Annotated in this window: 8 protein-coding genes, 1 tRNA gene and 2 pseudogenes; 8 read left to right on the forward strand and 3 right to left on the reverse strand. The window is 54.2% G+C overall.

The features are described 5' to 3' along the window. Positions 1-453 precede the first annotated feature (453 nt). Entirely contained in the window at positions 454-1,899 is a 1,446-nt protein-coding gene (locus AC1AUD_RS12540; protein WP_476574716.1) for an ATP-binding protein, read from the reverse strand. Positions 1,900-2,308: 409 nt separating this feature from the next. Here AC1AUD_RS12540 and AC1AUD_RS12545 point away from each other — a divergent pair, with 409 nt between their 5' ends. The 3 genes from AC1AUD_RS12545 to AC1AUD_RS12555 all read left to right on the forward strand — a co-directional run bounded on the left by AC1AUD_RS12545 (position 2,309) and on the right by AC1AUD_RS12555 (position 5,002). After that, the gene (locus AC1AUD_RS12545; RefSeq protein WP_476574717.1) at positions 2,309-2,773 is read left to right on the forward strand and encodes a hypothetical protein; all 465 of its coding nucleotides are present in this window, start codon (positions 2,309-2,311) and stop codon (positions 2,771-2,773) included. A 403-nt stretch (positions 2,774-3,176) separates the two neighbouring features. After that, positions 3,177-4,496: a hypothetical protein gene (locus AC1AUD_RS12550; protein ID WP_476574718.1), complete on the forward strand. Its 1,320-nt coding sequence runs from the start codon at positions 3,177-3,179 to the stop codon at positions 4,494-4,496. 2 nt (positions 4,497-4,498) lie between these two features. After that, positions 4,499-5,002 (forward strand): hypothetical protein, encoded by a 504-nt coding sequence (locus tag AC1AUD_RS12555; RefSeq protein WP_476574719.1) that lies wholly within the window; start codon positions 4,499-4,501, stop codon positions 5,000-5,002. A gap of 299 nt (positions 5,003-5,301) precedes the next feature. Here the strand turns inward: AC1AUD_RS12555 and AC1AUD_RS12560 are convergent, their stop codons facing one another. Together AC1AUD_RS12560 and AC1AUD_RS12565 are read right to left on the reverse strand one after the other, a co-directional pair. Further along, on the reverse strand, positions 5,302-6,558 hold the full coding sequence (locus AC1AUD_RS12560) for a tyrosine-type recombinase/integrase (protein WP_476574720.1): 1,257 nt from the start codon (positions 6,556-6,558) through the stop codon (positions 5,302-5,304). 75 nt (positions 6,559-6,633) lie between these two features. Further along, positions 6,634-6,718, reverse strand: a tRNA-Ser gene (locus tag AC1AUD_RS12565). A 343-nt stretch (positions 6,719-7,061) separates the two neighbouring features. On the opposite strand from AC1AUD_RS12565, the pseudogene AC1AUD_RS12570 reads away from it, so the two are divergent. From AC1AUD_RS12570 to AC1AUD_RS12590, 5 genes and pseudogenes are all read left to right on the forward strand, one after another. Next, positions 7,062-8,936 (forward strand): annotated as a pseudogene (locus AC1AUD_RS12570) (GH25 family lysozyme); the annotation flags it as partial. 96 nt (positions 8,937-9,032) lie between these two features. Next, a pseudogene (locus AC1AUD_RS12575) lies at positions 9,033-9,380 on the forward strand (L,D-transpeptidase); the annotation flags it as partial. Between the two features lie 117 nt (positions 9,381-9,497). Continuing rightward, positions 9,498-11,204: an S-layer homology domain-containing protein gene (locus AC1AUD_RS12580; protein ID WP_476574721.1), complete on the forward strand. Its 1,707-nt coding sequence runs from the start codon at positions 9,498-9,500 to the stop codon at positions 11,202-11,204. Positions 11,205-11,315: 111 nt separating this feature from the next. Further along, positions 11,316-12,314 carry a glycosyltransferase family 2 protein gene (locus AC1AUD_RS12585; RefSeq protein ID WP_476574722.1) on the forward strand — a complete coding sequence of 333 codons (999 nt, stop codon included), beginning with the start codon at positions 11,316-11,318 and terminating at the stop codon, positions 12,312-12,314. Further along, positions 12,314-13,675, forward strand: a complete 1,362-nt coding sequence (locus AC1AUD_RS12590) for a hypothetical protein (protein WP_476574723.1) — start codon at positions 12,314-12,316, stop codon at positions 13,673-13,675. Before AC1AUD_RS12585 ends, AC1AUD_RS12590 begins: the two co-directional genes overlap by 1 nt. Positions 13,676-13,753: the final 78 nt, after the last annotated feature.

Below are 13,753 nucleotides of genomic sequence, written 5' to 3' on the forward strand. Positions count from 1 at the left end.
GCCTCGTGCGTGCTGGTGGTGTTCGACCCCTCGCAGCGTTTCGCGTTGATCGCTGAGATTATCTTCGTGGTCCTCTGCTACGCCGTCTATTTCCTGCGCGAGTGTCTGCGGCGGCGAGGGTGAGGGACTGGAGCGCAGGCTTGGCTGACTTTTGGCGCAAGTTACGAACGGATTGTGATTCTGCGCCGCTGTGGCTGATGGGTCTCTGCCTCGATATGTCAGATGTTTCTCCGCCCCTACCCATGTTCGGCAATGAGGAAAAGCTCTTGCTCTATGGGAGACGGCGACAAGAGCGACAAGAGCGAACCTAGTGGGAAGTGGTTGGATTGTTTTTAAATCTGGCGTAGTCTCTTTGTTCTCAATGGTTTTGGGGCTTTTGCCTTATGGATTTGCTGTGTGTTTTACAGCGACAAGAGCGACAAGAGAGAGCCTAGTGGGAATCGGCCGGGCTGTTTACTGGTTGAGTGAGTAGTACTGTTTCGGATCTTTTGCCGAAGAGCCATGCCAGTCCAGTATGCCTTTATCTACCAATCCATGAAGCATGGCGCTGACGAATTTCGGGTTGCGGTCCAGCTGCGTTACCAGTTCCTTGCGTGTCACCTTTTTCTCTGTATAGGCGAGTTGCACCGCCGCGATCTCGTATTCGTTGAGCGAGTCCAAAACATCTTTGCCGATATGGCTCTCCAGCGTGTCTTGGCTGCGCAGCACACGTGAGGTGCTGCTGTTCTCTAAGGTGAGTTTGACGTACTGGTCGTTCGGCTCCGAATAAATTGGGTCATGTAGGAAGGCGGCTTGCATTTCGTTGTAGATGCGCTGCACGCCTTCGTTCATTTCCCTTACCCAACCGAATGCAACCAGCGTCTTGGCGATGCGTGGGTTACGTGCATATCGAGTGGTGCGCATGTTCTCCAAAGTGACGGTGTTCGGCAGTTTGCCTGGGCTGAGAATCTCCAGACGGTCGTCATACATGGAGATGCGGATGTGCTCGCCTGCATACGAGTAATCACGGTGCGTCACCGCGTTGACCAAGCCCTCGAACCATGCGAATTCCGGATACTCCGGGATGGTTTGGAACTTGGCATGCTCATCCATGTACTGATATTCGCGCAGCATACCTGAGATGAACATGGCTGCGCCTTCCACGGTCTTTGGGATTGGCCCTTCGAAGGTGCGGTCTTTGATGATGTTGAGCGCACGCCCGGTTTCTAGGGCATTGCCTTCGAACCGGAGCACGCGAACCCGGGCCTGCGGCAGGAGATTCGCGGGCTGTTCCGCGAACAGTAGCACGCCGGCTTTGGTCAGCAAGCCATCCTTGGTGAGGAATCTTGCGCTACGCAGAGCTTGTTCATCCGACACCGTGGTGCCGAGCGCTCGCTTAAAACGGTCCACGACCTCATGGTCGATATCGTCGATGGAGGAATCCGGCACTGGTTCGTCCTCGAACACCAGCTGGTGCTTGTCATATTGCAGCTTCAGCGTCTGCTCGTAGTCAAGCTTCATATTTTTGTCGCCGACACGAAGAAACGTTTCGCCGTCATTCTTGCGTTTGACGACGTGGTTGCGCGACGGTTCGATGCTCAGGACGAGCACGAAGTCAGCGCATCCTTTGTTGTTGGTGACTTCGATGCGGGTTGGCGTGATGTCTGGCGCGGGTTCGCAATGCATCAACGCGCACTGTTCGAATTCCTCCGGTGCATATGCTCCGTCTAGACTGAAGCCGGTGACCGTGCCGTCATCCTCGATACCGACGGCGACTTTGCCTCCGGCGGAGTTTGCCATGGCGGTGATGATCTTCGCCAAATCGTTGGGCTTGATCCGCGCGCTTTTGCGGTCGAAGTACTGTCCCTCAGGCACGCAACGCAACGTGTCAATATCGTTCGATAGCACAGGAATCTGCATGGCGCCCTCCTGAATGATTGTGCCAGATTTGCGGCCATATCAACATTGCATGCAGTTATGGAAAGCCCTCAAACCCAAACAGGTTTGAGGGCTACTCGCGGAGGATACGAGATTCGGTCAATTGTGAATGATAATCCTTGAAATGCCTTGATTTCATTGTATTCTCGTTTTTCCTGTCGTCAAACCATACCGATTTCCATACCGATTTTCCGCTCATTTTCGCTGTCGTCCAGAATCGTTGATTTCACAATCTCCCTGGACGTCGTTTTCCCGTGAAAAGGCACAAACTGCTATTTCCGATGGATGACTCACGAATGCCTCTGATTGCCGCTTGATTGATGGTTCCTGTGAGTCATTCCCTTATATGGTTCTGTGTTCATTGTGTTCATGGTTTCATATAATGAAGGTTATGGATTATCCGGTTGAAATGGTTTGTGAGCATGTTTGGTCTGAACTATTAGCCAGCGGTTCTTCATCAGTATGGGACTCGTTGGAAGATGAGGACCGCCATGATGTTATGGACCGTGCCGTTGAATGTAATAAGGTTAAGGACGCCGCCAGTTTCCTTGCTCTTCCATTGTCCATGAAACAACAACTTTTTCATGCTTGGACACGATATATTTGGAAGCATTTCCGTAATGATAATGGCTCTTTTGACGTCCGCCTTGGGATAGCCGATAATGCTGATGGCGCGAACTTGCGCATGTATCTTGATACAGCGGTTGCTCTCAAAAGAAGTGATGAAGATATTGCCGCCATTCATATTATTGAGTCATATTTCCGTGGCTATGACAGCCAGATTGCTGCCGTGAGTTTCGCCAATGATAATCCTAATAACTGGAAGTATGATATAAGCGATTATTATAACAAATAATAACTTATATCTATTATAGATTTTGATTATATGGTTATAACTTCATATTATATGTGTTCATTGTTTTCATGCGGGGGACGCCAGCAGTGAACCTGTTCGCTGCTGGATAGGAACCGAGGAACGCGGTTCCTATATAGTATTACCGTCCCCCGCTGCGCACATGCGCACCCGTCAAAATCCCCCTGTATTTTCAACAAAAAGTGGTGCGCACCAAAATGCGCACTTGCGCAATATTGTGCGCATATTGCGCACTGTTTTCATGCTTTCATCGCATGATATTGAATACTTGATTGATGAAATGAATCCCATGGTTTGAACCTCCTTGCCATGGGATTTTCTTATATGTCCACGCGATATTACCTCATCAAATATTCATCAATCAATCAAATAATGGAGGTATAATATGGCTGTAAAAGGTTCATATATAAGTTCAAATACATATTGGTATAAGAACGGTAATCTTGATAAGAAGAAGCAGATAGAATCCGGTAATAAGTCTGTTCAACTTGATAATCCCGGTAATGTAAGAACGCGTGGTTGGATGTTGACTATTCCAGCGGATAATATGGCGTTTGAAACTCTTGATAATCTGCTGTCATCAATCGCGAATAAGGATTCGACATTCGCCGCGAAGTTCTCGATTGAATGTGGTAAGAATACCGGTTATAAGCACTATCAAATGTTTCTATACTGGCGTGGTATGAAAACTGGTTCTGCTGTGATGAATCTGTTCCCATCTGTCCACATTGAACCATCTATTTCCATCAAGGATTCGATTCAATATGTTTCCAAGGATGACACTCACATTGCCGGACCATTCATCTATGGTATTGCCGACCAAGTGTTCGGTATGATGACCGATAATGATGTATCCAAACGTGATTTGTATGACGCTGCCTATCAAATGATAACCGAACATGGATACAGGTATGATGACTTCATCTCTGACCCTCACTGGCGTCGTTGGTCATTGACGCATAAGCAAGCAATAATGGATATGGATTCATCTTATTCCAAGTCATATTATTCAACTCATATTCGCAATGTGAGTGTTGATTATATCTATGGACCGACGCGGACTGGTAAAACGACGACGACGCTTCAAATGTATGGTGGTTCTAATGTTTTCATTGCTGACATGAGTTCATCATTCCCGTTTGATGGATATGCCGGTGAACCCGTATTGTTATTGGACGATTATCGCAGTGATTTCAAGTTCAGTTATCTGCTACGCATATTACAAGGTCAGCCATTCCGTGTGAATGTGAAAGGTTCAAGCACCTATGCCCGTTGGACCAAGGTTGTTATCACTTCCAACTTATCCCTTGCCGAACAGTATCCGAACTTGGATGAACGCAAGGACCCATTGTATCGTCGGTTCGACCATGGGATTGTGTTCATGAAGATGTCATTTGATGAAGCATTGCCATATGCTTCCCGTGAGGACGCCATGTTTGGAAAACCATGTGGTGGCTATCCCAATGGCGACCCGAACTGGTCATTTGATGAAGCGGTTTCCAAGTATGATGACACTGCTTGGAAACCTGCTGGTTATGTTCCTCATGTTCGCAATGTTCCCGATGACATCACCATCAATGGTGATGATTACTGGAACATTCCTGCTGTTCCTGACCCGAATCCTGCCCCTCGACATGACCTCATTCCCGATAGTCAGATTGACGCCATGTTCACTGCTGACCCCTTTGACACTATGGAGGAATGACGATGATTGCGTTCATTGAATACAGTGATGACCCCCATGATGAGCCCCATGTTGACTATGTTGACATGTCCCTGTCCAAGCGTGCCGCCATTGCTATGAAACGCGGATTACGCCATGTTGCCCCCGGACGGTATTGGAACGCAATGAAGCGTCATGGAAGCCATGATGTCAATGCTGTCCCATCTATCGAATGGATATTTGTATATCCCCCCTGTGTCTCATATCAGTATGATGACCTGTTTCATAGAACCACATTTCACGATGTTGACCTAATCAATATGAAGGATAATATAATGGATAAGAAGTCATTCAATAGTATGGTATCTATATTCCAATCACGCTATCAACTGGATAGCAATGAGCAAGCAATAGGTATGTTGACTATGTTCCCCAATCGCACTATTGCGGACTGGGATAACATCATTTCATCATCTCATTGTTCCAATCCATCCAGTGTTATTGATAGTGAACTATTCAGTAATATTGGATTGATATGTCATCATTGATGTCATATCCAATGTCATTGACTATTGATGTCTAATAAGCCATTCATTTCAGTTTTTGAGTGAATGGCTGTTTTCAATCCGTTTTGAAAGTCAAATCCAAATCAAATCAAATAACTACACTATAATAATGACGATAACAATGTGTTCATGTCCACATGTGTCCATGTCCGCAAGTGTTATCTAATGCTATGAGAATGCAGTGGCGTCCGCCCTTCCAACTCACCGCATATTATTGTTCCGCTGTTGATTGATTGGTCATTTGAATGGCGCGTGAATGCTGGCGCGTGGCGTGTCGGTTTTCATTTTTTCATTTTTTCCTCATCAGATGGATGAAGGTTCCAATAGTTCAGGATGTTGTTTCCGTGTTCCATGAGTGTTGGAAGTTCGTTCATGGTTGCCCGGTTGAATCCCGTTGATAGTGATGTGTAATATTGCGTCATTTCCGTTGACATGTGTCCCAGTATTGGTCTCACTTGTTCCAGTGTCGCGCCATTCATGACCAGAACGCTCGCCACCACATGGCGCATGTCATGTATTCTCATTCCCCATGCTATTTCCTCGTTGACGGTTGGATGTTCCCGTATGTATGCCTGTTTCAATCCGTTCCATATATTCTGTTGCCTGTTTTTTGTCAGTGGATTGCCGTCCTCGTCCAAGCATACGAATCCATCGTATCGGTATGGCAAGTGATGAACATCTTCCATGTGTTCATAGAAGTTCAATAGGTTATATGCCCATACCTGTGGAACCGCTATCGTCCTGTATGACATGGCGTTGCTTTTCGTATGCCTCATTATCTTCCATTCGCCGGTTCGTATGTCCCGGTCATATATCTGCTGGACGCTGACCGTCGTTTCGTCCAGCCTGCCGTCCAACAAGTGATTGAAGCATTTCCATTCCATGCCCCTGATTTCACCTGCCCTCATGCCCATGCTCGCCAACAACAACATGCCATATCCGGTGTCCGCCTGTTCCGCCGCATGGGACAATAGCCATCGTCCCATCTCTATCCGCTCGTCGATATGAAGTTCGTTCGTCCTTCTCGCCGCCGATGTGTATTTCGGACGGATGACATATGTCGTCGGTTTCGTCGCTATCATGTTCCGTTGTTGTGCCCATGAGAACAACTGTTCCAACTCGTCATACATGGTTTTCGCTATCTTGCTGTTCTCGCTGTCCTTGCTTGCCCGCCTCGCCTCGCCGATGATGGCCTGGACATCCTCGCTATTCAGTTCCTTGAATGGCTTCCCCATGTATGGTATGAGGTATCGTTCCAGCCTGTCCCGTTTCCTCTCTATGCTGTTCGCCCTGTCGTTGCCCTGCTCGACCCATGCCATGTATTTGTCCAGCACGCCGCGAACCGTCGCGCCGTTCCTCTGCTGTGTTCCGGACAATGCCCTCGCCAATGCCCTGTCCCGGTTCCTCATCGCCTTCTCGCGCGTTTTCCCGTATCCCGCGATGACCTTCCCTGTATTGAAGCGTCCCGCCGGATACCTCGCTATCCAACATCCCTGTGATTCCGCATAGAACACGGTTCCGTCCATGCCATCAACCATACCGAAAACCATACCGATTTTCAAGCATATGAAAAGCCCTGAATCCTTGGATTTCCAACGATTCAGGGCTACTCGCGGAGGATACGAGATTCGAACTCGTGAGGCTGTTACACCAACACGCTTTCCAAGCGTGCGCCATAGACCACTAGGCGAATCCTCCACTGTGCTCCGAAACCCCTGAACAAGCAGGCTCCGCACACAACTTGAATAACATAGCACATCCGCAGGAAAAACCAAATTTCCGCGTGGCGCGGTGTGTAGCGCGTGGTGCAGCGCGTAGCGTGCGGCGCGCGGAACGTTGCATATGATGCGTATGACGCAGTCTGCGGCGCGCCATACGCCATTCATGGAGAAACGGCATAAGCGCGGCACCACGGCGCTCATCTCGCGGTGCGGTCGGCTACCCTCGGGTTTGGATGATCTCGATGCGCCCTTTGCGAACCATGGAATGAGGTTGGTGGTGGCAGGGCGACCATATTAGGAGACAGGAAACAGGTATGAGGATGGGCACTTTCAGAACCATCGCCGTTGCCGCAGTCGTCGGCATGATGCTGCCGACCGCACCGGCCGCGGCTTGGGCGATTCCGGCCGATCAGGCCGTGGGCTATGACGGCACGCCGTCGGTCCGCATGACGAACGACGCATCCGTGGCAGATGAGTCAGCTGGTGCCGACGGATCCGCCTCCGATTCGATTCCGGACAATCCCACCCAGGCCCTGCCCGACAAGGTCGATGAGTCGATCCCGGACAGCGCCACGCTCGTGTCCCCCGATCTGGCCGTGACCAAGTCGGGCGTGGTGAAGGACGTGGCCACCGGCGAGAAGGTGACGGATCCCGAGTTAGTCGGCACCAAGCGTCAGCAGCCCGATCCGCTGGCCAAGACGGACGGCGAGTCGTTCATTCCGGTGTCGGTCGGCGAGACGAAGGATCAGATCGAGAGCAAGTCGGACGATACGCAGAGCTCCGCCGCGTCCTCTGCCGCGCCCACTGCGAAGACCATCGCCTACACCCAATCCGCCCAGACCGCCAAGTCCGCCCGCCTCACCGTCCGCACGGCGGCCTTGGAAAACAATGAATACGGCGCATACTGGGGCACCTACTCCGGCAGCCCTGCGTTCTTCGAGGCCGATGGCACCCTCTTCGCCCAGGACGCGAAGGGCGTGGTCGACGTCTCCGAATGGCAGGGCAATATCGACTGGCAGGCCGCGAAGAACGCCGGCGTGCAGGGCGCGATCATCCGCATCGGCTACGGCTGGGGCAACGGCTTCGACGCCACGGCCCTGCGCAATATCCGCGAATGCCAGCGCGTCGGCATCCCCTTCGGCGTCTACCTGTATTCCTACGCGTATGACAATGCCACCGCCTCCGCCGAAGGCCAGAACGTCGTCAACCTCCTGCACGAGGCCGGCATCAGCCCGGGCGACCTTGGATACCCGGTCTACTACGACCTCGAACGCTGGACCTGGACCGGCTACGCGCCGCCCACCGACCCGGCCGTCTATGACGGCATCGTGAACACCTGGTACTCCCGACTGCAGGACGCCGGCTTCACGAATCTTTCGGTCTACTCCTACACGAGCTACCTCTACGGCCCTCTCAACACCGATGGCATCCATGCCAAGACCCGCTGGGTCGCCAGCTACGGCGCGCGCACAGGCTTCGCCTTCTCGACCAACGACCGCGGCTGGCAGTACACCTCGGGCGGCTCGGTTCCCGGCATCGCGGGGCGCGTCGATCTCAACGCCTTCGGCCGCGCGAACGTCAACACCACCGGCAAGTGGGTGGTGAAGAACGGTGCGAAGTACTGGTATGAGAACGGCAAGATGGCCACGTCCAAGGAAATCTACGACGCCGACAGCGATGCGTGGTATTGGCTGGACGCCGACGGCAAGATGGCCCGCAACAAGGACGTCTACCAGCGTTCGAACGGCGGCAAGTGGGTTCGCTACGACAACAACGGACACATGATCAAGGGCGAGGACTATCGCTACGGCGGCTGGTACTACTTCGACCCGATCACCGGCGCGATGGCGAAGGGCATGCAATACGTCACCTCCAACGGCGGCAAGTGGGTCTATTACGACTGGACCACCGGCAAGATGCGCTATGGGCAGGTCCATGTGAACTATGACAAGGCCCATACGGGCTGGTATCTGTTCGACAAGGTCACGGGCGCGATGTTCCATGGCTTCACCTACATCAAGTCCGATGACAAGTGGGTCTACTATGACGACGTCACCGGCATCATGGCCAAGGGTTATGTCAAGGTGAACGGCGCGTGGTATTACTTCGATAAGAACACCGGCAAGATGGCGCATGGTGTCACTTGGGTGCCGGAGCAGAAGAAATGGCTGTATTTCGACCCGGTCACCGGGCGCCATGGCGGTGCGGGCGAATACGTTTCCTGGCGTTCTGCTTCCGGCCAGAGCCAGCCGACGCTGTCCAAATATCCCGGCCTGAGCCTTGAAGTGCGTCTGTCTGATCAGGTGGTGCTGGTCAACAGCAACGGCAAGACAATCTACGCGATGATTGCCTCGACCGGCACTGGTAACACGACGGCGAAGGGCAGCTTCACGACCAAGGATTCCGGAAAGTCGTTCTATGACAAGTCCCGCAAGCAGGGCGGCAAGTTCTGGATTGGTCTGAACAAGGGGGATGTGCGTTTCCAGAGTGTTCCGACCGACGCGAAGGGCAGCTACATCGAGTCCGAGGCACGCAAGCTCGGTTCTGCCGCCGGCAACGGCAATATTCGTTTGACGGTCGCCGACGCCGAATGGCTGTTCAACCAGCTTCCGAAGGGAACGCCGGTGCGCATCGTCTGACGTTCGCCGGGTGTATCCTCATGCGATGAGGGAATCCTGCCCCCCCCCCCCGATTATCCGCGATTTCCAGGGAGGGGCGGGGCCCGATTCATATTGAATACCCCGGAAAGGTTGGGAATGATGCGTTTCGCACGTCTCCGTAAATCAGTGGCCGCTGTGGCCGCGTCCATGGCCGCACTGGCCTTGGGCGCCGCCGCTGTGGCCCCCGTCGCTCAGGCGGCGGAGGACACCCAGTATCCCGATGTGATGCTGGGTGCGTTCTGGAACGCCGACAATGATCTGGATGATACCGTCTACATGTCGGTGGACGGCGTGAACTTTAAGAAGCTCTCCATCGCGTATGACGCGGAGGGAGCCAATGACCATGTGTCGGGCAAGCCGGACTACGTGCATGCCCTGCATGATCCGGGTATCTCCTATGCCAACGGCACCTTCTGGATGTCAGGCGGCTTCGCACAGGCTCAGGATGGCCTTGGCTGCCGTTTCACCCCGATGCTCGGCTCGTCCAAGGATCTGAAGACCTGGAGCTATCCGAACAGTGGCAGCCCCACCAATCTCGCGCCTGCGCAGGCCCCTGACACCGGCGGCCGCACCCTGAGCCCGTGCTCCTATGACTCCGCCGGCGCCGAGATGTTCATCGACGACAACGGTGATGCCTACGTGGTCACGACGCTCGGATACTTCGCCATGAACCATGGTGACAGCTCCCAGAACGATGTCATGCACCCCTACATCGTCAAGGTCAGTGGTCTCGCCGCCGGTGCTGATCAGGCCGCGGACCCGGGCGCGCAGCCGCAGCTGACCTATGGCTCCCTCGACCTGATCAACCTGCCCCAGCAGTCCAACAACTGGCTGGACCCGTCGCTCTACAAGGAGAACGGCACCTACTACCTGAGCATCAAGAAGAACGGCGTCACCAACCAGATCTACGCCTCTTCCGACCCGATGTCCAATAACTGGCGTCTGGTGAGTGACAATGTGCTCACCGGCTATGAGGGACCGTCCCTGACCAAGTTCAACGGCCGCTACTATATGTTCGCCGATGGCCTCAAGGATTACCCGGGCGTGATGAGCACCGGCGTCGTCTCCGTCTCCTCCACCAGCCTCAATGCCACCAACTGGGGCGGCAAGCAGCGTATCAACACCGTCGCCCCCAATGGCGCGAAGATTCCGAACCGTCACGGCAGCGTCATCACCGTCACCGATCCGGCGGCCAAGAAAGTGATTTGGGATCTTTATGATTCCCAGTATGGTTCTCGTCCGGTTGTCTATCCGTTCACCGATGTGAATGATTCAACTCCGCACGCCGCGGACATCATGTGGACCTATCAGAAGAAGATCTCCGAAGGCTGGGCGCTCGCCAACGGCGCTCGCGAATATCGTCCGGCAGCGAAAGTGACGCGCCAGGACTTCGCCGCCTTCCTCTATCGCTTGGCCGGAAGCCCGTCCTTCGACTCTGCTTCCGCGACCAAGACCTTCTCGGATGTGAACGTCTCCACCCCGCATGCCAAAGAAATCCTGTGGGCCGCCTCAAACGGCATCATCGGTGGTTATACAGACGGCACGTTCCGCGGCATGAACAACATCGCCCGTCAGGATGCGATGCAGATGATCTATCGTCTCGCCGGCACCCCGGCCGTGGCTCCCGGCAGTGCCAACTTCACTGATGCAGCCCAGACTCCGTTCTCCGATGCGCTGGCTTGGGCCAAGGCGAAGAACATCTCCAGCGGATATGGCAACGGTTCCTTCGGTGTGGGCAGGACCATCATCCGTCAGGATATGGCTGCCTTCCTGAAGCGTGCGTCCACCGCGTTGTTTGAGTGAAGTCCAAGTGATATCTAAGCGCATGGCCCGTCGTTCCCATTCGGGAAAGGCGGGCCTTGCGCATTGTCTGCGATATGCGCGAGTATCGTGGGTTGCAGGAGGTGTCAGTCAATGACCAGTGAACCGCAGACGACAGGCCATGCCGAAGCCAGTTCCGCGGGCCGTGCGCCCCGTATTGTCTTCGTGCTCCCGTGTTACAACGAGGAGGCCGCGCTGCAGGTGACTGCTAGTGTGCTCAGAGAGAAATTGGAGGCGCTAATCGGCCGTGGTGCCATCGCCGCCGACAGTTCAGCCCTGTTCGTGGACGACGGCTCTGCCGATGGCACTTGGAATGTAATCGAGGCGTTGCACGCTGCATCTCCGCAAGCCTTCCATGGCGTCAAACTCGCCCACAACAAAGGCCATCAGAACGCATTGTTCGCCGGTCTGATGCATGCGCTGGAGATGAAGGCCGATGCGGCAATCTCCATGGATGCCGATCTGCAGGACGATCCGAATGCCGTCGATGAGATGATCGATCGCTTCCGAGCCGGAGCCGAGATCGTCTATGGCGTGCGCAACAGTCGCGACACCGACACTGCATTCAAACGCGGCACGGCCCATGCTTTCTATTCTGTGATGAAGTGGATGGGAACCGAGACGATTCCCGACCATGCTGATTACCGTTTGATGGGTGAGGCGGCTTTGCGGGCGTTGTCGCAATACGGTGAGGAGAACCTGTTCCTGCGTGGCATTGTTCCATCGCTGGGTTTCAGCAATGACAAGGTCTACTACCAGCGCGGCACACGCGTCGCCGGTGAGTCGAAGTATCCGTTGAAGAAGATGATTGCCTTCGCCATCGAGGGCATCACCTCGTTCTCGGTCAAGCCGTTGGCCATCATCACGGGACTTGGCGTGCTGTCGGTGTTCGTCGGTTTGGTCATGCTGATCTACACGCTGGTTTCGGTGTTCTCCGGTCATTCGGTTGCTGGCTGGGGATCCATGATGTGTTCCCTATGGCTGCTCGGTGGCCTGATTTTGGTGTCGCTTGGCGTGATCGGCGAATACGTCGGCAAGATCTATATGGAGGTCAAACACCGCCCCCGCTACATTGTGGAGCGCGACATTTGATGTCTATCCATTCCCGTTCCGCGCGTATTGCAGTGCGCGCCGTAGCTTTGTGTGCCGTTGCTCTGATAGCGCTGCAGCCTCTGCCCGCTTCAGCGCAGGGGAAGGGCAGCGTCGAGGAGGAGCTGCGTCAGCCGTCGATGTCTCAATCGCCGCATCAGAAAATGGATACCGAGGTCCCCGAAGGTCAGGATTCCTTCTCTCATGCCGACGTTCGCTCGCAGCGTTCCGACGATTCCGCCGCCAGTGAGCCCGATGCTGATGTTGATACTGATGCCGCTCCGAATACGGCTGACGATTCTGGTACCCCAAGCTCGCAAACCCGCGATCATGGTATGACTTCCTCGGCTTCACGCAACGGTTGGATAGTCGAACATGGCGAACGCTACTGGTATGACCACGGTACCATGGCCCGTTCCAAGGAGGTCTACGACCCCGGCTCTCAGGCTTGGTATTGGTTTGACTCGGATGGCACGATGGCCCGCGACAAGGATGTATATCTGCAGGCCGGTCGCAAATGGGTGCGTTATGACCATAGCGGCCATATGATCAAGGGCGAGGACGCCCGTTATGGTGCGTGGTATGACTTCGACCGGACCACCGGTGCGATGAAATACGGATTCGTCTACCACTCCAACGGGCAGAAGTGGGTGTTCTACGACCGCTTCACCGGGCGCATGCTGTACGGCGAACAGCCGATTGATGGCCATTGGTATTACCTTGATCCAGTCACTGGTGCCGTTGCCTACGGATGGCAGCGTCTCGGAAGCAACAGGTCGGCTAAATGGGTGCTGTATGACTGGCCAAGCGGTCATATGCACTACGGCAATGTCACCGATGAAGCCGGAAACCGGTACTATCTCGACCCACTCACCGGTGCCTACAATGCGCGTCGTTCGCAAGACCCCCTGCCGTCATCCCGTCTGACCGGCGTGCGTGTGTCCTCTTTTGGCAGCTGTGTGTCCAACGGCTCCTATCGCTCCGTGCGTTTGCTGGGGGATAGCATCGCGGCGGGCGTGGGCACGGATGGCGGTTTCAGCGTCAACGCCGTGCCGTTGTTCACCCTGGATGGCGTGCTGCATCATGAGCCTGCGCACCAAGTCAAATCCGCGGTCAATCGCTTGCGTTCGACGCTGGAGACCCGTGGGGTGTCCTTGCTGAATGCCAGTGTGCCCGGCAAAGGCAGCATGACCAACTATCGACGTATCGCCCAGTCGACATTGGGCGATGAAGACGCGGCGATTGTGATGCTTGGCACCAATGATCGCATCCATGCGACGGATTTGAAACAGTTCCGTGGAACGGCCGAAGCCTATCTCAAGATGGTTGCCAAGCATTATGACGGCTTGAATTTTCATTGCTAGTGCAACGGGTGTGGATGAGATGGGCCCATGGGTTCCCGGTAGCATGGTGTTTGCTTACGACGACCAGACACCGGGAGG

This window comes from Bifidobacterium sp. LH_730, assembly GCF_056355835.1.

Coding starts and splice junctions, on each gene's coding strand:
- AC1AUD_RS12540 (WP_476574716.1), bottom strand. CDS start 1,899: ATGCAGATTCCTGTGCTATCGAACGATATTGACACGTTGCGTTGCGTG.
- AC1AUD_RS12545 (WP_476574717.1), top strand. CDS start 2,309: ATGGATTATCCGGTTGAAATGGTTTGTGAGCATGTTTGGTCTGAACTA.
- AC1AUD_RS12550 (WP_476574718.1), top strand. CDS start 3,177: ATGGCTGTAAAAGGTTCATATATAAGTTCAAATACATATTGGTATAAG.
- AC1AUD_RS12555 (WP_476574719.1), top strand. CDS start 4,499: ATGATTGCGTTCATTGAATACAGTGATGACCCCCATGATGAGCCCCAT.
- AC1AUD_RS12560 (WP_476574720.1), bottom strand. CDS start 6,558: ATGGTTGATGGCATGGACGGAACCGTGTTCTATGCGGAATCACAGGGA.
- AC1AUD_RS12580 (WP_476574721.1), top strand. CDS start 9,498: ATGATGCGTTTCGCACGTCTCCGTAAATCAGTGGCCGCTGTGGCCGCG.
- AC1AUD_RS12585 (WP_476574722.1), top strand. CDS start 11,316: ATGACCAGTGAACCGCAGACGACAGGCCATGCCGAAGCCAGTTCCGCG.
- AC1AUD_RS12590 (WP_476574723.1), top strand. CDS start 12,314: ATGTCTATCCATTCCCGTTCCGCGCGTATTGCAGTGCGCGCCGTAGCT.